13 protein-coding genes are annotated in these 19,705 nt (G+C 67.6%); 6 read left to right on the plus strand and 7 right to left on the minus strand.

Features of this window, described 5'->3' with window-relative positions; translation table 11 throughout:
- Positions 1 to 8: 8 nt before the first annotated feature.
- The 3 genes from KF709_01785 to KF709_01795 form a co-directional block, all read right to left on the minus strand.
- Positions 9 to 3,071 (minus strand): 4Fe-4S dicluster domain-containing protein, encoded by a 3,063-nt coding sequence (locus tag KF709_01785; GenBank protein MBX3173118.1) that lies wholly within the window; start codon positions 3,069 to 3,071, stop codon positions 9 to 11.
- A 7-nt stretch (positions 3,072 to 3,078) separates the two neighbouring features.
- Entirely contained in the window at positions 3,079 to 3,801 is a 723-nt protein-coding gene (locus tag KF709_01790) for a cytochrome c3 family protein (protein MBX3173119.1), read from the minus strand.
- 141 nt (positions 3,802 to 3,942) lie between these two features.
- Positions 3,943 to 4,695, minus strand: coding sequence for a hypothetical protein (locus tag KF709_01795; GenBank protein ID MBX3173120.1), 753 nt, complete (start codon positions 4,693 to 4,695; stop codon positions 3,943 to 3,945).
- Positions 4,696 to 4,795: 100 nt separating this feature from the next.
- On the opposite strand from KF709_01795, the gene KF709_01800 reads away from it, so the two are divergent.
- Together KF709_01800 and KF709_01805 are read left to right on the plus strand one after the other, a co-directional pair.
- Entirely contained in the window at positions 4,796 to 5,464 is a 669-nt protein-coding gene (locus tag KF709_01800) for a VTT domain-containing protein (protein MBX3173121.1), read from the plus strand.
- Positions 5,464 to 6,072, plus strand: a complete 609-nt coding sequence (locus KF709_01805; GenBank protein MBX3173122.1) for a superoxide dismutase — start codon at positions 5,464 to 5,466, stop codon at positions 6,070 to 6,072. Before KF709_01800 ends, KF709_01805 begins: the two co-directional genes overlap by 1 nt.
- 146 nt (positions 6,073 to 6,218) lie before the next feature.
- On the opposite strand, the gene KF709_01810 is transcribed toward KF709_01805, so the two are convergent.
- Together KF709_01810 and speA are read right to left on the minus strand one after the other, a co-directional pair.
- The gene (locus KF709_01810; protein ID MBX3173123.1) at positions 6,219 to 7,505 is read right to left on the minus strand and encodes a cation:proton antiporter; all 1,287 of its coding nucleotides are present in this window, start codon (positions 7,503 to 7,505) and stop codon (positions 6,219 to 6,221) included.
- 114 nt (positions 7,506 to 7,619) lie between these two features.
- Complete coding sequence (gene speA, locus KF709_01815) at positions 7,620 to 9,602, minus strand: biosynthetic arginine decarboxylase (protein MBX3173124.1); 1,983 nt, start codon at positions 9,600 to 9,602, stop codon at positions 7,620 to 7,622.
- A 138-nt stretch (positions 9,603 to 9,740) separates the two neighbouring features.
- Here speA and KF709_01820 point away from each other — a divergent pair, with 138 nt between their 5' ends.
- Positions 9,741 to 10,640, plus strand: a complete 900-nt coding sequence (locus tag KF709_01820) for a c-type cytochrome (GenBank protein ID MBX3173125.1) — start codon at positions 9,741 to 9,743, stop codon at positions 10,638 to 10,640.
- A gap of 240 nt (positions 10,641 to 10,880) precedes the next feature.
- Here KF709_01820 and KF709_01825 read toward each other — a convergent pair whose 3' ends face one another.
- Complete coding sequence (locus tag KF709_01825; GenBank protein MBX3173126.1) at positions 10,881 to 13,778, minus strand: S9 family peptidase; 2,898 nt, start codon at positions 13,776 to 13,778, stop codon at positions 10,881 to 10,883.
- Positions 13,779 to 13,852: 74 nt separating this feature from the next.
- Between KF709_01825 and KF709_01830 the strand changes: the two genes are divergently transcribed.
- From KF709_01830 to KF709_01840, 3 genes are all read left to right on the plus strand, one after another.
- Positions 13,853 to 14,425 carry a DUF502 domain-containing protein gene (locus tag KF709_01830; GenBank protein ID MBX3173127.1) on the plus strand — a complete coding sequence of 191 codons (573 nt, stop codon included), beginning with the start codon at positions 13,853 to 13,855 and terminating at the stop codon, positions 14,423 to 14,425.
- A gap of 197 nt (positions 14,426 to 14,622) precedes the next feature.
- The gene (locus KF709_01835) at positions 14,623 to 15,993 is read left to right on the plus strand and encodes a sodium-dependent transporter (protein MBX3173128.1); all 1,371 of its coding nucleotides are present in this window, start codon (positions 14,623 to 14,625) and stop codon (positions 15,991 to 15,993) included.
- A 46-nt stretch (positions 15,994 to 16,039) separates the two neighbouring features.
- Positions 16,040 to 17,446, plus strand: coding sequence for a sodium:alanine symporter family protein (locus tag KF709_01840; protein ID MBX3173129.1), 1,407 nt, complete (start codon positions 16,040 to 16,042; stop codon positions 17,444 to 17,446).
- 118 nt (positions 17,447 to 17,564) lie between these two features.
- Here the strand turns inward: KF709_01840 and KF709_01845 are convergent, their stop codons facing one another.
- Positions 17,565 to 19,703: a S9 family peptidase gene (locus KF709_01845; GenBank protein MBX3173130.1), complete on the minus strand. Its 2,139-nt coding sequence runs from the start codon at positions 19,701 to 19,703 to the stop codon at positions 17,565 to 17,567.
- Positions 19,704 to 19,705 lie beyond the last annotated feature (2 nt).

A 19,705-nucleotide genomic window follows, 5' to 3' on the forward strand; every position in this document is an offset into this window, starting at 1 on the left:
CGCCCCCCTTACGCGTTGGCCGACGCCGCAGGCGCCGGATGGTTGACCTTCTGCAAGTAGACCACCGCCGTGTAGGTGTTGAGCTCCTCGAACACGTGGTAGGCGCGCCGGTCCTTCGCCCACTTGGCCACCGACCAGTTCTCATCGGCCGCATCGCCGAAGATGATCGCGCGCGACGGGCAGGCCTGCGCGCAGGCCACCGTGAACTCATCGGGCTGCAGGTCGCGGCCCTCGAGCGCGGCGCGGTTCTCCGCTTCCTTGATGCGCTGCACGCAGAACGTGCACTTCTCCATCACGCCCTTGTTGCGGACGGTCACGTCCGGGTTGAGCTGCCAGTGCAGCGGCTCCGGGAACGCGTACTGCGTGCGGTTCGGATCGCCGTAGCCGAACCAGTTGTAGTAGCGGACCTTGTACGGGCAGTTGTTCGAGCAGTAGCGCGTGCCGACGCAGCGGTTGTAGACCTGCACGTTGAGGCCGTTCGGCGCGTGGTACGTGGCGTACACCGGGCAGACGGGCTCACACGGCGCGTTGCCGCAGTGCTGGCACATCATCGGGATGAAGCGCGTCTCGAAGTCCGGATGCGCATCGTCGAACTTCACGTCCTTCGGCTCACGGTCCAGCTCGTAGTAGCGCTCGAGGCGGATCCAGGCCATCTCGCGCGAGCGCGTGATGTTGGCGCCGAAGCCCGTGCGGTCGGGCATGATCTGCGCGCCCTGCCACTCCGCGCCCACCGTCGGGATGTTGTTCTCGGCGTAGCAGGCCGTCACGCAGGCCGAACAGCCCGTGCACTTGGCGAGGTCAACGGTCATCGCCCAGCGGCGCTTGGCGGCACCCGACCAGTGATTGGGATCGTACTGGCCCTTGTCCTTCGAGCCCGGCACGCCGAACTCGCCCTGCGCGTCGTTCGCGGTCGGCGACCGTAGGCCGGGGAGGAAGTCCGTGCTGGCCTGGCCGTCGAAGTGGTGGTGCTCGACGGAGTTCGAGCCGGCGAGGATCGCCGCCACCGTCGTCGCCTGCGCGATATTGCGGCCGTGCTGGCGGCCCGAACCTTCGGTGGTGACCAAGCGGGCGTTGCCTGAAGCCCGACTGACATTCGCACGACCGGCGCCGTAGACCGCCGCGCCGCTACGCGCGTCTTCTGCCGCAGCGAGTAAGCCGTAGGCGTTGCCACCGGCAGTCGCGTAGCGACCGGCGGCGTCCGAGTGCCCGCGGCCCAGGGCCACGGCAATCGTATCGGGACGGATGCCGAGGTAGATCAACGCCGGCGCCGTCAGCGAGCCCGCGCCCGTCGTGACGGTGACCATGTCGCCGTCCTCGACGCCGAGCTTTGCGGCCGTCTCGCCGTGCATCTCGACCACGGTCTGCCAGCAGATCTTGGTGACGGGGTCCGGCAGTTCCTGCAGCCAGGGCTTGTTCGCGCCACGGCCGTCGCCGAGCGTCGGCGAGAGATAGGTGATGAGCTGATATTCGCCATCGCCCGCGTTGCCCGTGACCGGGCTTGTGCGTGCGGCAGGCACGTTGCGCGTCGCAGCGTTGCCGCGCGTCAGCGCCGTCGGCAACGCCGTCCGCAGGTTCGCGTTGCCGCCGATGCGGCTGGCGATCCACTCGCGATAGTCGTCGTAGCGGAAGCGCGAGGCCAGCGACGGGTCGCCCTTGGCGACCGAGAGCAACACGTCCGCCGTGGAGCGCGAATCGAACACCGGGTCCATCACCGGCTGCTGCAACGAGAGCGTGCCGCGCACCGGCTCGGCGTCGCCCCAGCTCTCGAGGCTGTGGTGGTCGGGGAGGACCAGGTCGCAGAGCTCGGAGGTCTCGTCCTTGATGGTCGAGAAGGAGACCTTGAAGCCGACGTTCACGAAGGCCGCGCTGAAGCCCAGCGACGGCGGCGTGGTGAACACCGGGTTGGCGTTGCGGACCATGATGAGATCCACGCCGCGGTTGTTCATGCGCTCGACCAGGCCGCGCAGCTCGGCGTGCGAGGCGATGCCGTCAAACGCCGTCAGGCTGCGGTCCGGGTGAATCGTCCTGCCGACGTTGCCCAGCTGCCGGTTCAGCTCCGCCACCGCCGAAGCCAGCTCGCCGCTGTTCGACGTGTAGCCGCCGGCGATGAGCGCCGACGCCGACGCGCCGCGGATCTCGCTGCGAAGTCCTTCGAGCAGGGCGACGGCGACGCCGGCCTCCTCAGCGGCGGCAGCCAGCGAGCCACGACCCATCAACGCGTTGACGATGGCGAGCTCGGAGCCCGCACGCGCGGGAATCCAGGAATCCGCGTTCAACCCCGTCAGGCTGCGGCGAGCGCCCACATAGATGAAGCGCGGGGCGCCCTCGACCTTGCCCCGGGCCTCGGCAAACGAGAGCTGCTGCGGCACCGGCGCGCCCCAGCCGTCGAGAAAGTCCGCCGAGAAGGAGACGATGAGGTCGGCGGCGCTGAGCTCGTGGTGCGGCCAGGAGCTGCCGTAGGCCGCGCGATTGGCCTGCGCCGTGGCCACCGGCGCCTCGGCGTCATAGCTGAGGTGCGGCGCGATGCCGTAGCCCGCGAGCACCTGGTCGAGGAAGGCCGGGAAGCTGCCCTGCTCGTGCTGGTTGATGAAGGCGACGCGCGAGCCGGCGTTGCGGCTGCGCACCTCGCCGAGACGCTGCGCGAGGATGCCCATCGCGTCGTCCCAGGTCGTGGGCACAAGGCGATCGCCCTCGCGCTTCATCGGGCCGCGGTAGCGGTCCGGATTGTACAGGCCCTGCAGTGACGACTGGCCGCGGGCGCAGAGCGCACCGCGGTTGACCGGGTGTGCCGGGTTGCCCTCGGCCTTGATGGCCCGGCCGTCGCGCACCTCGACGATGAGGCCACAGCCGGCCGCACACTCGCGGCAGGTGGTCGCGTAGTAGTTCGAGACGCCGGGGACGGTGTTGTCCGGCGAGACGAGATAAGGAATCAGCTTCTCGACATCGCCCGTGCCGCAGCCGACGGCGGCGGTGGCGGCGGTGGAGACGCCGAGGACCTTGAGGAACTCGCGGCGCTTGACGGCCGCGCGCTCCGCGGTTCCCTGGGTGGCTTCCGTGGTATCGGGAGTCATCGCGATCCTAGTAGTGGCAGGTGGCGCAGTCGTACGACGCCTTCTTGCGCGGCAGCGCGAGCGTGGCGGAGTCGGGTTCCTGACCCGCGGCGCGCATGCCCTCGGCGGGCGAGTACCCGTTCACGTGGCACTGCACGCACCAGCCCATGTTGAGCGACTGGGCCTGGAAGACCTGCTGCATGTTGTTCACCTGCCCGTGGCAGGTCTGGCAGGTCACGCCGGCGTTCACGTGGCGCATGTGCGGGAAGTGCACGTACTCCGGCACCTTGTGCACGCGCACCCAGGGCACGGGCTGACGGGCGTTCCAATAGGCCTGCAGCTTCTGGATCTCGGGGCGATCGCCACCGACCAGCGTGTGGCAGGCCATGCAGGTGCCGACCGCCGGGAGACCCGGGTCGGGCGACTGTCCCGCGGCGTTGTGGCAGAACGCGCAGTTCATCTGCAGCGAGTTCACGTGCACCGGGTGCGGGAACTTCACCGGCTGCTCGGGCGAGCGGCCCATGCCGCCACCTACATAGAAGGTGTAGCCCGAGGCGCCGCTGTAGGCCCAGGGACCTGGCTTGGCCTTGCCGGCCGCTTCACGATTCGCCGCCTGCGTCGCCGTCTCCTGCGCTGCGGGCTGGGCCGCGTCGGCCGCCGTCTGGGAGCCCGCATAGGCGGAGAGCATCGTCACGACTACCGCGATGGTCGCGATGCCGGGAATCAGAACCCACTTGCTACGACCAGTCATCAGCCAGAGAGTCGGAGTGAGGGAAATCCGAATGGTCTACTCGGCTTGTGAAGGATTTCACAAGCGTTTTGGAACGCCGAAAAATGGACTGCACGCAGGGGACTCGCAAGTGCGCGTAACGACGGGAGATGGACCGCGAACTCACTCGGGCTCAAGCCCCCGCTTCACGCGGTCGATGGTACGGAGGACTTCGATTCCCATCGCTCGGACGAGCGTCAGCTCCCGGCTGTCCGGCGCGGCACGATTCAGCAGGGAGCGCACGCTGCGCATGATGTGCTCGGGATTGCGGGTCCGGTAGAACGAAATCGCCGCGAGCGAGCGGTCGATGTCGCCCAGCGCGCGTTCCCACTCCGCCTGCGTCGGCAGTGGCGCGGCGTGCTTGTGTCGGGCCACGCGGCGCGTGGCGTCGCCGGCGGCGAGGTGCAGTTCGTAGGCCGCGACCAACACCGCCTGTGCGACGTTGAGTGATGCGTGCTCCGTCGTGGGAATGCGCACCAGGACCTGGCCCCGATCGATGGCCTCGTTAGGCAGGCCGTGGTCCTCCTGCCCGAAGAGCAGCGCGACCGGTCCCGCCTCGGCGCGTTCGAGCACGACGGGCGCCAACGCACGCGGCTCGATGACCGGCCATCGGTGTGCGCGGCGCTTGGCGCCAAAGGCCGCGACGAACACACAGTCCTCGAGCGCGGCGTCCAGTGAATCGAAGTGGCGGATCTTCTCGACCAGGTCGCGCGTGCCGTGCGCCACGCCTTCAATGCGCCAAGGATCGTAGGGCACCGGCTCGACCAGCCGCAGGTCGTCGAAGCCGAAGTTCTTCATCACGCGGACGACCGCGGCGATGTTGACGGGATCCTGCGGCTTGTTGAGGATGATCGCGACGCGCGAGAGCTGGGACATGCGCGGAAAGGTAGTGGCGACCCGCGCCCCCGGTCGCACAGCCAAGGGCTTCACCGCGGGCCCGTGTGGAAACCGTCCGGCCCCCCGCTAGCTTAGGGTCATGGAATTCCTGACCGACCTGCTGGCGCAGCTGCGCGACCTCGAGTCGCTGGTCGCAACCGCTGGCTATGTGGGCGTGACCGCGATCATCTTCATCGAGACGGGCCTGCTCTTCCCGTTCCTGCCCGGCGATTCGTTGTTGGTGACCGCGGGCCTCGTGGCCGCCGCGCACGACCCGCTGGTGAACCTCAACGTCTGGACGCTCGGCGCGCTCTGCAGTGGCGCCGCCATCATCGGCGACCAGATCGCGTATGCCATCGGTCGGCGCTCCGGCGCGGCGCTGTTCACGCGGCCGGACTCGCGCTGGTTCAAGCAGGAACATTTGCGCGCCGCGCATGATTTCTACGAGCGTCACGGCGGCAAGACGATCATCCTCGCGCGCTTCATGCCCTTCGCGCGAACGTTCGCCCCCGTGGTGGCCGGGGCCGCCAAGATGCACTATCCCACGTTCGTGTTCTACAACGTGATCGGCGGCCTGCTCTGGATCTGGTCGATGTTGTTGACCGGATACTACGTGGTGAAGTTGGTCCCAGGCCTCGAGCACCACGTCGAGAAGTTGATCATCGGCATCATCCTGCTGTCCATCACGCCCGGCATCTACGGCTGGTGGAAGTCGCGGTCCAACCGCGGCAAGGCGATGCCTTCACCTGATTCCCCGAGGACGTCCTGATGGCACACACGCTTCCTGCCCTGCCCTACGCCGCCAACGCGCTCGAGCCGCACATCGACGCGCAGACGATGGAGATCCATCACGGCAAGCATCACCAGGCCTACGTCAACAACCTGAACGCGGCGATCGAGAAGGCGCCGGAGATTGCGGGTTGGTCGCTGGACCAGATCTGCGCCGACATCGCGAACGTGCCGGAGGCGGTGCGCACGGCGGTGCGCAACAACGGCGGCGGCCACTGGAACCACTCGCTGTTCTGGGCGACGATGGCCCCCAAGGCGGGCGGCGAGCCCGGCGGCGACCTCGGCGGCGCGATCAAGTCGGCGTTTGGCGACTTCGCCAAGTTCCGCGACGCCTTCAAGGCGCAGGCGACGGGTCGCTTCGGCTCGGGCTGGGCCTGGCTCGTGGCGGCCAAGGATGGCAGCGTGACGGTCGAGAGCACGCCGAACCAGAACAATCCCCTGATGGAAGGCAAGCACGCGCTGCTCGGCCTCGATGTCTGGGAGCACGCCTACTATCTCAAGTACCAGAACCGCCGGCCGGACTACATCGACGCCTGGTGGAACGTGGTGGACTGGTCGGCGGTGGCCAAGCGGTACGCGTCGCGCTGAGTTCGCGCGGCACCGATGCGTTCGGTGCTGGGACGGACAGAACTGATTGCCACAGAGGCACAGAGACACAGAGGGCGTCTGCGCGAGCCGACACCTCTGTGTCTCTGTGCCTCTGTGGCAAACAACTCAGCGCACGAAACCCGACGCTAGTGCGACGGCGGCATCGGCGGCGGAGGCGTCTTGGACTGCCGGCGATGGCTGCCGACGACGAGGTCGTCGATGCCGCTCTGGTCCGCCGCGTCGAGCACGTTCGGCTCACGACGGGCCGCGATGGCGCCGAGGATAGGCGGCGTCAGGAAGGTGGTGACCACGACCATCAGCATCAGGGCGCCGAAGCGCGCGTTCGTCAGTACGCCGGCCATGAGGCCAAGCTTGGCGAAGATCAGGCCCACCTCACCGCGCGGCACCAGGGCCACGCCCACCAGCAGCTTGTTGCCCTTGAACCACCAGGGCGCGTAGCCAGCGACCACCTTGCCCACCACGCCGACGATGATCAGCAGGCTGCCGATGACCATCGCCTCCTGCGTGAACAACGCCCCGAGATCCACCGAGGCACCGACGGACGCGAAGAACAGGGGCACGAAGAAGAAGCCGAACTGCGTCGCGCTCTTTTCGATGTCCTTGCGCTGCGGCGTCGGGTGCAGGATGAGACCCGCGGCAAACGCGCCGATGATCATCGCCGAACCCGACTGCGCCGCCAGCCAGGCCAGCAGCAGCGCGAAGCCGAGGGCGATCGTGCCCAGCGCGCCCGTGACCTGGATGCGCTCCACCAGCTTGAACAGCGGCGGAATGGCCACGCTGCCGGCGGCAATCGCCACCACGACGAACCCGATGGCCACGGCCGAGGTCGTCACGATGCTGCCAAGTGTCACGCCGTCACCGGCCACCATGCTGGCGACGATCGAGAGGATGATCAGTCCGATCACGTCGTCAAAGACCGCGGCGCCGAGCACCACTTGGCCCTCGGGCGTCCGGAGCTGACCCAGGTCCGACAGCACGCGTGCCGAGATGCCGATGGATGTGGCCGTGAGCGCCGCCCCGATCACGATGCTGGGCATCAGGTCCACGCCCATCGCCTGCGACACGAACACGCCACCCATGAAGGGCAGGATCACGCCGACGAGTCCGGCGAACAGCGCCGTGGAACCCACCTTGGCCAGCGAGCGCAGGTCGGTGTGCAGGCCGATCTGGAAGAGCAGGATGAGCACACCCAGTTCACCCAGGGAGTGCAGCACCGCATCGTCGGGGTTGAACAACCCGAGCACACTGCCGCCAAGCACAACGCCGGCGATGAGCTCGCCGAGCACGGCCGGCTGGCCAATGCGCTGCGCGATCTCGCCGAACAGCTTTGTCGCAGCGATCGTCGCGACGAGCACGAGCAGCAGGTGCTCGAAGCCAGCAGCCTCGCCAGTCGCGGCGAGGAGGAACGGCACAGAAGGAATCACCGGTGACGTCGGTTGAAAGGAACGATCACGGCGCGCCGCGGATGATCGCGCGCGCAGTCACCACTGGTTTACCCGTGAAGGGGTGCAAACGTTGAGGCGACCCTATCGCGCCGCCTCACCCTCGAGATACGTGTAGCCCTCCAACCCCGCCACGTACTCGGCGATGAACAGGTTGGCTTCGTCGCGCGAGAGGCCGCGCGCCGACTGCACCTTGCGCCGGAACGTCGCCAAGAGGTCGGACGCACGGAACTGCACGTAGTTCAACACTTCTGTCACGGTATCACCGTGCACGAGGTGTGTCACCTCGTAGGCGTCGCCTCGCAGACGGATGTGCACGGCATTCGTGTCCCCGAACAGATTGTGCAAGTCGCCGAGAATCTCCTGGTAGGCGCCCGTGAGGAAGATGCCGAGGATGTAGGCCTCGCCGTCGCGGAAGACGTGCAGTGGCAGGGAGGGCTGGCCATCGCGCCCGCCGATGAAGCGGTCGATCTTGCCGTCGGAGTCGCAGGTGACGTCCTGGATCGTGCCCCGCCGCGTCGGCTCCTCGTGCAACCGGTGGATGGGCATGATGGGGAACAGCTGGTCGATGGCCCAATTGTCGGGCAGCGACTGGAACAGCGAGAAGTTGGCGAAGTAGCGGTCCACCAGGGCGGCATCGAGGTCGCGGATGATGTCGTCGAAGGACTCCCGCTTGCCGTTCACGACCTTGGCGACCGCATTCAGCGTGCAGAGGTAGTACTGCTCGGCCAGGGCCCGCTCGCGCAACGAGAGCACGCCCGAGGCAAAGAGCTGCTGCGCCTTCTCCTTGTCGAAGACGGCGTCGTGGTAGATCTCGCGGATGCGCCGCATCGAGACGTTCTTGCGCGAGACCGTCTTCAGGTCCTCGCTCATCTCGTGCAACAGCGCGTGGTCGTCGTCGGTGAGCGTGGGCGGCGAGGGATCGTTGGCCGACTCCACGTCGATCACGCTGAGCAGCATCAGCGCGTGGTGGGCCGTCAGGGCACGCCCGGACTCCGAGATGATGTCCGGGAACGGCAGCGACTCCTCGCGACAAGTCTCGGCCAAGGTATACACGATGTCATTCGCGTACTCCTGCGCCGAGTAGTTCATCGAGGCCTGCGAGGTGGACTGCGTGCCGTCGTAGTCCACACCCAGTCCGCCGCCGACGTCCACCCACTTGATGTCCAGCCCAAGTCGCCGCAGCTCCACATAGAAGCGACTCACTTCCTGCAGGCCGCGCTTGATGAACCGGATGTCGGTGATCTGCGAGCCCAAGTGGAAGTGGATCAGCTTGAGCCAGGACTCGTTGCCCGTGGCCTTCAGCCGGTCGATGACCTGCATCAGCTGCGCCGAGGTAAGCCCGAACTTGGATTTCTCGCCGCCGGACTGCGCCCAGCGGCCCGAGCCCTCGCTGGAGAGCTTGATGCGCACGCCGATGGTGGGCGTGATCTTGAGCTCCTCGGCGACTGGCAGCAGCACCTCGAGCTCACTGACCTGCTCGATGACGATGATGACCGTGTGCCCCAGCCGCTGGCCCATCAAGGCGAGGCGCATGAACTCCTCGTCCTTGTAGCCGTTGCAGATGATCAAGTGGTCGGTGCGGTCGCTGAGCGCGAGCACCGCCTGCAGCTCTGGCTTGGAGCCGCACTCGAGGCCGACGCCGGTCGCGGTACCGAACTCGACGATCTCCTCCACCACGTGGCGCTGCTGGTTGACCTTGATCGGATAGACCGTGGTGTAGCGCCCCTCGTACTGGAACTCCTCGATGGCGCGCGCGAAGCGGTCGTGCAGCATCTCGATGCGCGCCTTGAGGATCTCGCTGAAGCGCAAGAGCACCGGCAGGCCGACGCCCTGGGCCTCGAGGTCGTGGGCAAGCTCGAACAGGTCGAGCGTGCGCTCGGGCTGGCTGCGGTCTGGACGCACGACGACGCGGCCCTTGGCGTTGACGTCAAAGAATCCGTCGCCCCAGCCCTCGATGTTATAGAGGGCCTTGGCCTGCTCGATCGACCAGGCCCGCGATTCCTCGGGGGCTGGCGCGGCCTTGGCCGGCGCGGCGGCTTGGTCGGGTCGAGAGGTGGACGTCATGGCGGGAAGAATACGGGATTCGGCGCGGCAAGGGTACTCGGCGCGTTCCTTCCCTCCCTTGCCGCAACTTCCGGGAAGCGGCACCGTAGTGCACCGCGCTACCCCCCTCAACCCACAACGTTGGAGCACGGTTTCCCTATGCGTTTCCTGCGCATCATCGGCTTTGCCCTCAGCGGGCTGCTGTTGCTGGTGGCTGTCGCGGTGGCTGGTCTGTACGTCTGGACGAACAAGGAACTCAAGGCCACGGTCCCGGACCGGACCCACGCGTTCACGGCCCCAACCGGTGACTCGGCGGTCGCCCGCGGCGAGCACGTCACCAAGGCCCTCGCCAAGTGCGCGGACTGCCACGGCCAGGACTACGGCGGCCTGGTGATGGTGGCGGACCCTGCCATCGGCACGATCGCCGCGCCGAACCTCACGTCGGGCCGCGGCAGCCGCGTCACGGGCTTCACCGACGCGGACTTCGAACGGGCGATCCGGCACGGCACGACGAAGACCGGCCGGCGCCTGCTGATCATGCCGTCGAACGAGTACGCGCTGTTGTCGGACGATGACGTGGGCGTGATCATCGCCTACATCAAGACTCTCCCCCCGGTGGACCGCGACGAGGTCCCGATCCAACCCGGCCCCCTGGCTCGGGCCCTGTACGCGGCGGGACAGATGCCGTGGTTCCCGGCGGACAAGGTCACACACACGACGGACGTGGTCCCGGCGGTCGCGGTGGACTCGACGGTCGAGTACGGTCGTTACCTCGCGATGGGTGGCTGCTCGGGCTGCCACGGCCCGAACTTCAGCGGTGGCAAGATTCAGGGTGCACCGCCCGACTGGCCGCCGTCGGCAAACCTGACGCCGACCGGCCTGTCGAAGTACGACTATGCGGCCTTTTCCAAGGCACTCACCGACGGCGTGCGCCCCGACGGATCCGCCATCAATCCGATGATGCCGGTGCAGGCCACGAAGCTGATGACGCCCGTGGAAATGACAGCTGTATGGAAGTACTTGCAGTCGCTGCCGCCGGCCGAGTTCGGCGTGCGCTGAAGTGTCGGAGCGGTCCTGACGGTTCTGTGCGCTGAGGTTTTGCCACAGAGACACAGAGACACAGAGACACGGAGCACGACAAACTGAAGGGGGAGTGACGGACAGATTCGTCCGCCACTCCCCCTTCAGTTTTTCGTTGTCGTTGCAGTAGCAGTCCTCTCTGTCTCTGTGCCTCTGTGGCAAACCACACCAAGCTGTCCGAACCACTGCGCCCGAACCGCCACACGAATCCCAGCAAGACTACCGGTTCAACTGATCCCGCCCCCGCTCGAGGAACGGGATGCCCGACTTCATCCAGTCGGGCGCCGGCGCGCCGAGCAACTTGTTGGCGAAGAACTCCTGCATGCGCCGGTCGATGTCCTTCTGGTTGGCGTACTTCCGCGGGTTGTGTTCGTCGCCGATGTAGTTGACCATGTACGCCTCCTTGCCCAGACGGCGCATCGCGACCCAGTACTCAATGCCCTGGTACCACGGCACCGCGCCGTCGTTGTCGTTGGCCATGAAGAGCACCGGCGTCGTCTGGCGGTCCAGGAAGAACAGCGGCGAGTTCTCGATGTAGCGCTCCGGGTATTCCCACAGCGACCCACCGATGCGGCTCTGGCCGCGCTCGTAGTTCACGATCGCGCGCTCCACGCCCGAACCCCAGCGGATGCCGCCGTAGGCCGAGGTCATGTTGATCACCGTGGCGTTCGGCACCGCGGCGGCAAAGAGGTTCGTCTGCGTGATGATGTAGGCGGTCTGGTAGCCGCCCCAGCTCTGGCCGCCGATGCCAATGCGCTTCGGGTCCACGAAGCCCTTGGCGATGAGGCTCTGCACACCCGGGACGATGCTCTTGACCGAGCTCGGGCCCGGGTAGCCCTCGGTGTAGTGGATGTTCGGCATGAACACCACGTAGCCCAGCGAGGTGTAGACCGTCGGGTTGATGATGTTGCGGCCGGCGGGCCGCGTGTAGTTGTGCAGGTTGTCCGACAGTTGCTCGTAGAAGTAGACGAGCATCGGATACTGCTTCGTGCGGTCGAAGCCCTCCGGCGTGTACAGCAGGCCCTCCATCGGCACGCCATCGCTGTTGAGCCAGTACGTCAGCTCCACGTTGCCCCAGAGGTACTGCGACTGCTCGGGCATCGCGTTGGAGATCTTCGTGAGCTGCGTGAAGCTCGGGCCGGTCCAGAGATCCGGATATTCGCGATGGTCCGCCCGTGTGGCGAGGTACTGCTCCGCATTGCGCGCCTTGCGCAGCACCGGCCAGGACTTCGGCGCCATCATCACGCGCTCGGGCTGCGAGGCCGCCGCCACCCGGTCGCGGTACACGCCAGCTTCCTTCGTGCGGTTGTTGAACGTGCGCAGCGTCAGCGGCTTGGACGCGTCGTAGGCGCGCTCCTCGGGCTCGAGGTCGATCAACCGGAAGGTGAGGTTCTCGCGCCGCCCCACGCCGTCGGTCAGGTTGCGTGCCACGCGCGTGCCGGCCGGATCGATCTCCCACACGTCATAGCGATCGTAGATCAGCACGTGCTGGTCGTTGCCCGTCCAGCCGCCGATGCCCCAGGGCGTCGGCTCGGAGGGCGTGTCGTGCGTCTCGCGCTCGAACTTCACGTCGGGGATGCCTGCCGTCACCGTGCGCGTGCGGTTGCCCGCGATGTCGTGCACCTGCCACTGCCCGTTTTCCCACCAAGCCACGTAGCGGCCACCCGGCGAGAGCTGGCCACCGCCGCGAATGCGCGTCGCGACCTTTCGCGCCTCGCCGGTCGTGGTGTTGATCACATAGACATCGTTGCCGCCCTCGCCGTACGCGGCTTCCAGTGCGTAGGGCACGTTCGTCGTCGCCACCGCGCTGCGCCCGTCATCCGACAGCGTGACGTTCGGCATATCCTCATTGGCCAGCGGCCGGAAGCGCTTGCTCGCCACGTGGTAGACCGCCGTGTACTGGCGATTGCGATCCTGCCCGGCCTGCAGGCGCTGCATCGGCTGCGGACGCGTGTCCTGCCAGTGCCAGAGGTCCACGAGGGCCTTGTCGGTCAACGAGTCCTGCGGGATCGAATCGGGCAGGACCTTCGAGATGCCGAGCTGCAGCACGCCGCCGTCCTTCACGAACGCCACGCGTGCGCGCTCGGCGAGTTGCATGCCGTCGGGGACATCGCTGGCCGCGACGATGCGCGAAGCGGCCTGCGGACCGCCGCGCCCACGCGGGCCAGTCAGTGCGGCGTGGTACGCCGCGAAGCGCACCGTCTCCTGCCCCCACTGGTCGGCATCCGTGATGAACGCGAGCTGCGTGCCGGCCTCGTCGAACGCGAGACTGCGATAGTTGCCCGTACCTTCCTTGAGTGCCGTCACGGTGCCCGTCGAGAGCTCACGGACGTAGGCGCCGTCCTTTACGGTGCTGTCGTTCGAGACCACGGTGTAGGCCAGCCAGCGCTCGGAGTCGTGCAGCTCGTAGTTGCTCACGTGCTCCACGCGTGTCTCGGCGCCGCTGGCCAGGTCGCGAATGACCAGCGTGCTGCCGCTGTCCTTGCGCCGGGCGGGCGGACGCGCGGAATCGCCGGCTGCGGCAGCGCCACGCCCTGCCCCACGGGCCGCGCCGCCTGCTCCGGCCGCTCCACCACCTGCTCCACCTGCCGCCGAATCGGCCTCGACCTGATACGCGACAAAGCGTCCACCATCGCGCGCGACCTGGAAGCCCCGCACGCGCTCAATGCGCGTCACGTCGCCGTCAGCCAGCGAGAGGATGGCAAGGCCGTTCCGCGGCTGGTCGGCCGCGCGTGCACGGCGCGCGCGGGCTGAGTCCAACGCAGCCTGCGCGGGATACTGCAGGAAGAGCACGTGGCGTGAATCGCCCGTCACCTGCGCGGCCTGCGGCGAGAACGCGGATCCGGCAACCGACTGCAGCGGCCGCCCCGTGGAGCCGCGGGGCACGCGGTACTCCGTGCTGCCGGACGTGGAACGCGCAATCAGTTCGCCATCGCCCACTGTCGGCGACAGCGTGTACACGGCCCAGCGCCCATCAGCGGAGAGCGTCGGCTGCAGGATCGTGCGCCAGAGATCGTAAGTGTCCTGCGTCAGCGGCTTGCGCGCCTGCGCCGAGAGCGCGATCGGCGCGACGAGCAGCAGCAACGCGAGGCGGCGGGCGAGGCGAGGGATTCGCACGGGCATCGGGACGTCGGGTTCAGGGTTATCTTCTGCGGAACGTCTCAGAAGGTACGCTCGTCCCCCCGCAGCCGTTGCCGACCCCTATGAGCCGACTCGCGACTTATTTCCTGCGCGGACTTGTCCTGACCGTCCCGCTCGCCGTCACCGTGGCGGTCTGCCTGGTCATCCTCCGCACGATCGACGGGTGGCTCGGCCTGCCCCTGCCGGGCGCCGGCTTGGTGCTCACGCTCGCTGCCATCACACTGGTTGGGTTCCTAGGCTCGACGCTGATCTGGAACTCGTTGATCGAGCAGTTGGAGCGCTGGGTGGACCGCCTGCCCTTCGTGCGCATCCTCTACAACTCGACGAAGGACCTGCTCGACGCCTTCGTGGGCGAGAAGCGCCGCTTCGACAGTCCCGTGTTGGTGCAGCTCTCGGCGGACGGCGCGGTGCGCTCGTTTGGCTTCATCACGCAGCAGACGCTCGCGCGTCTCGGCCTGGAGCAGGACGTCGCCGTGTACTTCCCGCAGTCGTACAACTTCGCGGGACAGTTGGTGGTGGTACCGGCCAGTCGGGTCACGCGGCTGGACGCGGTGAGCTCGGACGTGCTGGCGTTCATCGTGTCCGGCGGGGTCACGGACGTGCCGGCGGCCAAGCAGGCGTGAGGCACAGGGGCCGGTCGCACCCAAGGCGGCCGGACCGGCAGATCCGAGCCATCCGACCCAGCATTTACTTGACTTGACGCCGCTGCCCTCTAGGATACGCGGGTCGCGCGTGCGCATCGGGTCCGCCGCGTGATGACGGTCGCGCCGCGCGCGACTGCCCCCCTTCTCGACCCTGTGCGACGGATCGCGCCCTCCCAATGAGCGTTTCCAGCACCCGTGGCAACTGGGGCTCTCGCCTCGGCTTCATCCTCGCCGCCGCCGGTTCGGCGGTCGGCCTCGGCAACATCTGGGGCTTCCCGATGCAGGTCGGCCGCGGTGGCGGCGCGATCTTCGTGCTGCTCTACCTGGCCTGCGTGTTCCTGATCTGCTTTCCGATCATGATCGCCGAGCTGGCGCTGGGCCGCTCCTCGGGCAAGTCGCCGATCGAGGCCTTCGCGGTCACGAAGCCCAAGACGCCGTGGTGGATCGTCGGGTCGCTGGGCGTGCTGGCCGGCGTCGGCATCCTGTCGTTCTATGCCGTGATTGCCGGCTGGACGATCTCCTACATCTATTTCTCCGCGACCGGCGCGGTCGGTGTGTCGCCGGGCGAGATCGGTCAGTTCTTCGGCTCCTACGTCGCACGCGGCGGCATCAACGTGACGATGTCGCTGGCGGTGCTGGTGCTCACAGCGGTGGTGCTGCTGGGCGGCGTGCAGAAGGGCATCGAGCGCGCCTCCAAGGTGATGATGCCGGCGCTGCTCGGTCTGCTGGTGCTGCTGGCCATCCGGGCGTTCATGCTGCCGGGCGCCGAGGCGGGCATCGCGTACTACCTCAAGCCGGACCTCTCGCAGCTCGGCAACATCCAAATGATCAACGGGGCGCTGGGCCAGGCCTTCTTCTCGTTGTCGCTGGGTATGGGCTGCATGATCACCTACGGCAGCTACCTCGCGAAGACGGAGAACGCGGTGACTTCCGCGGCGTGGGTGGCGAGCCTCGATACGCTCGTCGCGCTGCTTGCCGGCTTCATCATCTTCCCGGCCGGCTTCTCGATCGTCGGCTTTGATCCCTCCGCCAGCGGCCCCGGCCTGATCTTCGCCGTGCTGCCGCAGCTGTTTGCCACGATGCCGGGTGGCCACCTCTTCGGTGCGGCCTTCTTCCTGCTGTTGGGGCTCGCCGCGCTCACGAGCACGATCTCGCTGCTCGAGGTGCCGACGGCGGCGCTGGTGGACCGCGGCTGGGACCGCAAGAAGGCCGTGGGCGGCCTGACGCTGCTCATCACGCTGCTGGCGGTGCCCTCCGTGCTCTCGCAGGGTGCGGTGCCTGCACTCGGCTCGCTGCCGGTGGTGGAGATGGATTTCCTCACCTTGATGGCGACCGTCTGGAACAACTGGGCGCTGCCGATCGGGGGCCTGCTGATCTCGATCTTCGTCGGCTGGGTCTGGGGCGCCGACAAAGCGCTGGCGGAGCTGACCTCGAACGGCGCCAAGTTCCCCGGCGCGGCTGCCTGGGTATTCCTCATCAAGTATGTGTCGCCCCTCGCGATCTTGTTCGTCATTGTGATGACGGCGCGCGGGATGTTCGCCGGCTGATCGTTCCGTCGTATCGCTTCCTCCCCTTCCCCCGGACCGCACCCCAATGGAACAACTGACCAACCAGATCACGGCGATTGACGCGTGGGTCTGGCAACCGCTGGCGATGCCCGTCGTGCTGCTGATCGTGGGCGGCTGGCTGACGTACAAGACCGGCTTCGTGCAGATCGCCCGCTTCGGAACGGCGGTGCGGATGTCGCTGGCCGGCCTGTTCGGCAAGGCGGAGGGCAAGGAGGGCACCATCACGCCCTTCCAGGCGCTGGCGACGGCGCTCGCGGCAACGGTCGGCAACGGCAACATCGGCGGCGTGGCCACGGCCATCCTGATCGGTGGCCCGGGCGCGATCTTCTGGATGTGGATGTGCGCCACGGTGGGCATGGCGACGAAGTACGCCGAGGCGGTGCTGGGCGTGCACTTCCGGGTGCGGACGGCCACGGGCGAGTTGGCCTCGGGCCCGATGTACTACATCCAGCGTGGCGTCTCGAACCCCGGGCTCGGCAAGGCGCTGGCGATGATGTTCGCCTTCTTCGGCATGTGCGCCGCGCTGTTCGGCACCGGCAACATGGCGCAGTCGAACACGGTGGCCCGCACCTTCGTGAGCGCGATGGATACCATCGTCGGGCTCAGCGTGCCGCAGTGGGTACCGGGCGTGATCATCACGGTGGCCGTCGGCCTCGTGCTGCTGGGCGGCATCAAGCGCATCGCCGCGACGACGGAGAAGCTGGTGCCGGCGATGATCGTGCTGTACCTCGCCGCCGCGCTGGGCTTCGTGCTGCTCAACATCACGGCCCTGCCGGGCGTGCTGATGATGATCGTGCAGGATGCGTTCAATCCCACGGCGGCGGTCGGCGGCTTCGCCGGTGCGACGGTGGCGCAGGGCATCCAGGCCGGCGTGAGCCGCGGCGTGCTCTCCAACGAGGCCGGTCTCGGCTCGGCGCCGATCGCGCACGGCGTGGCCAACGTGAAGCACCCGGTGGAACAGGGCACGGTGGGCGTGTTCGAGGTCTTCATCGACACGATCCTCGTCTGCACGATGACGGCCTTCGTGATCCTCGAGTCGGGCCTGTGGACAGACCCGGCCTACCAGGCCGCCTCGGGCGACCTCACGGCCGCGGCGCTGGGCACGCACATCCCGTTTGCCTCTGGCATCGTGGCGCTGTCGAGCTTCCTCTTCGGCTTCTCGACGCTGATCGGCTGGTGCTACTACGGCGAGAAGTGCTTCGAGTTCATGTTCGGCTCGTCGCTGATCAAGCTGTACCGCGGCATCTTCGTCGCGCTGATAATGGTGGGCTCGGTGATCTCCGTACCGCTGGTGTGGGCGGTGGGCACGCTGCTCAACGGCTTCATGGCGCTGCCGAACCTGATTGGCCTGGCGTTCCTGTCTGGCACGGTCACCAAGCTCACGGTGGACTATTTCTCCGGACGGAAGGAGATGGTGGTCAAGGACGTGTAGTTACTGGCGGTCTCGCCCGCGCCGATTGGCGCGAGGTGACTGCAGACGCGGGACGTGACACAAGCAAGGCGGGGCCCGGAGTTCTCCGGGCCCCGCCTTTGCTTGGTCTCTCGGCGTCTTACCGCTTGTCCTGCAACCAGTAGCCGAACCAGTCGCGCAGCCGTCCGAGCCGGTCCACGAGCAGCCAGGGCTCGCCCGTGCGCGAGAGGTCGTGCGTACTGCGCGGGTAGCGCACGAACTCAGCAGGCGTTCCCTGCTTCTTGAGCGCCATGAACCACTGCTCGGCGTCCGTCATCGGCGTGCGGTGGTCCTCCTCGCTCTGCAGGATGAACGTCGGCGTGGTCACCTTGCGCACTTCGCGGATCGGCGAGAGCGAGTCATACATCGCCGGGTTGTCCCAGGGCCGGCCGAAGAACTCGAACTCGGTCAGACCCTGGACGTCGGAGGTCCCGTACCAAGACCACCAATTGGAGATCATGCGATCTGCCTGTGCGGCCTTGAAACGGTTCGTCTTCACCGTGACCCAGGCGGTCATCACGCCGCCGTAGGAACCACCGGTGACGCCCATCTTGGTGGAATCCACGTCGGCGCGGCGCGCCACGAGATCCACCCCGCGCATCAGGTCCTCGTAGTCCTCGGCGAACCAGCGACCGCGCGTGCTATACGTGAAGTCGGCGCCGTACCCGCTTGAGCCGCGCGGATTCGTGTACAGCACCATGAAGCCGGCGGCGGCGAGATTCTGCGTCTCGTCGAACCACTGCTCGCCGTACTGGCTGTGCGGACCGCCGTGGATGTAGAGCACCAGCGGGTACTTCCTGCCGGCCTCGTAGCCGAAGGGCTTCATCAGCCAGCCCTCGATCTCCAGTCCGCCCACCGACGGATACACGATGCGCTCGGCGTCGCTCCACGCGACCTCGCGGTTCACCTGCTCGTTGAACTTGGTCAGCACGCGCTCGCCGCGGCCGTCCGCGCCGGCGATGTGCAGTTCGGTCGGCTTGTTCACGCTGGTGGAGATGAACGCCACCTGCCGGCCCTGGGCGTCGAAGCTGAAGTTGCGCACCTTGCGGCGCCCGTCGATCACCGCCCGCATCTGGCGCGAACGCGGATTCACCAGGTACATCGCGCTGCTGCCGCCGATGTCCGCCCACATCGCGAGCTCGCCGCCCGGCAGCCATTCGATGCCCTGCGGCTCGTAGCGCCAGTCGGGTGTGAGCGTGGTCGGCGTGCCGCCCGACACATTGATCACGGCGAGCCGCGCCTGCGAGGTGCGTGCTTCCCGATGGATGAACGCCAGCTGCCGGCCGTCCGGCGACCAGGCGAGATCGCCCTCCGTGCCCATCAGCGTCGCGACCTTGCGCGGCGTCCCACCGGCCACGGGGATCACATAGATGTCGGCGTCGTTGCGCGGCGCCTCGTCCCGCGCGGCGTCATACGGCAGCAGCGCCAGGGAATCGTTGAGGGCGGCCACCACGCTGTCCGCACGCAGGTCCGCGTCCGCGACGAAGGCGATGAATCGCCCGTCCGGCGACACAACGGGACTACGGTGCGAGTAGGCGGTGTTGGTCACCTGCACGCGCTTGGCGCCCGGCGCCTGGGTGTAGAGCTGTCCCGGCCGCGACCGCGGTTCCGCGCGCGGGCTTGGGATGAAGCCAATCCCGTTGCCCTTGTAGCGCATCGCGGTGATATGCCGGCCATCGAAGCGCGCGGGATCGACCGGCTTCGTGATGGCGTCGAAGGGTGGGCGCGCCATCGACTCCATCCGGGCGTAGGGATCGGCCGCGCGGTCACCGCGCGCCGGTGCGGCGGCCGTGTCCGCCGCGCCCACGGCGACGAAGACCGCGAACTTGCCGTCGCGTGTCCACGACCCGTTGGGCCAATCCGCCACCTGCGTCGCCTCGCCCGAGGGCGCGTCCATCCGGATGGCCCAGGTGTTGCCGCTGCCGCCCGGCCGCTGCGAGGAGAAGAAGAGATACTTGCCGTCCGGCGAAAAGCGCGGGTTGCTGCTCTCGAACGCCGGCGCGGTGTAGCGCACGGGATCACCGCCGGCCGTTGCCACCACCCAGATCTCCGAGTGACGTTTGTTCTCGCGCTCGTTCACCGTCGTCACGGTCATCGCGACGTGGCGTCCATCGGGGGACATCGCCGGCTGCGACACCGTCGTGACGCGGTGCCAGTCGTTGGGCTGCATGGCGCGCTGGGCGGGGAGCAGCGCCGGCGCGACGAAGAGAAGGGCGATCAGGGCGCGGCAGGAACGCATCG

It is taken from the genome of Gemmatimonadaceae bacterium (genome assembly GCA_019637445.1).
Taxonomy (GTDB): Bacteria; Gemmatimonadota; Gemmatimonadetes; order Gemmatimonadales; family Gemmatimonadaceae; genus Pseudogemmatithrix.

Coding starts and splice junctions, on each gene's coding strand:
- KF709_01785 (MBX3173118.1), bottom strand. CDS start 3,071: ATGACTCCCGATACCACGGAAGCCACCCAGGGAACCGCGGAGCGCGCG.
- KF709_01790 (MBX3173119.1), bottom strand. CDS start 3,801: ATGACTGGTCGTAGCAAGTGGGTTCTGATTCCCGGCATCGCGACCATC.
- KF709_01795 (MBX3173120.1), bottom strand. CDS start 4,695: ATGTCCCAGCTCTCGCGCGTCGCGATCATCCTCAACAAGCCGCAGGAT.
- KF709_01800 (MBX3173121.1), top strand. CDS start 4,796: ATGGAATTCCTGACCGACCTGCTGGCGCAGCTGCGCGACCTCGAGTCG.
- KF709_01805 (MBX3173122.1), top strand. CDS start 5,464: ATGGCACACACGCTTCCTGCCCTGCCCTACGCCGCCAACGCGCTCGAG.
- speA (MBX3173124.1), bottom strand. CDS start 9,602: ATGACGTCCACCTCTCGACCCGACCAAGCCGCCGCGCCGGCCAAGGCC.
- KF709_01820 (MBX3173125.1), top strand. CDS start 9,741: ATGCGTTTCCTGCGCATCATCGGCTTTGCCCTCAGCGGGCTGCTGTTG.
- KF709_01835 (MBX3173128.1), top strand. CDS start 14,623: ATGAGCGTTTCCAGCACCCGTGGCAACTGGGGCTCTCGCCTCGGCTTC.
- KF709_01840 (MBX3173129.1), top strand. CDS start 16,040: ATGGAACAACTGACCAACCAGATCACGGCGATTGACGCGTGGGTCTGG.
- KF709_01845 (MBX3173130.1), bottom strand. CDS start 19,703: ATGCGTTCCTGCCGCGCCCTGATCGCCCTTCTCTTCGTCGCGCCGGCG.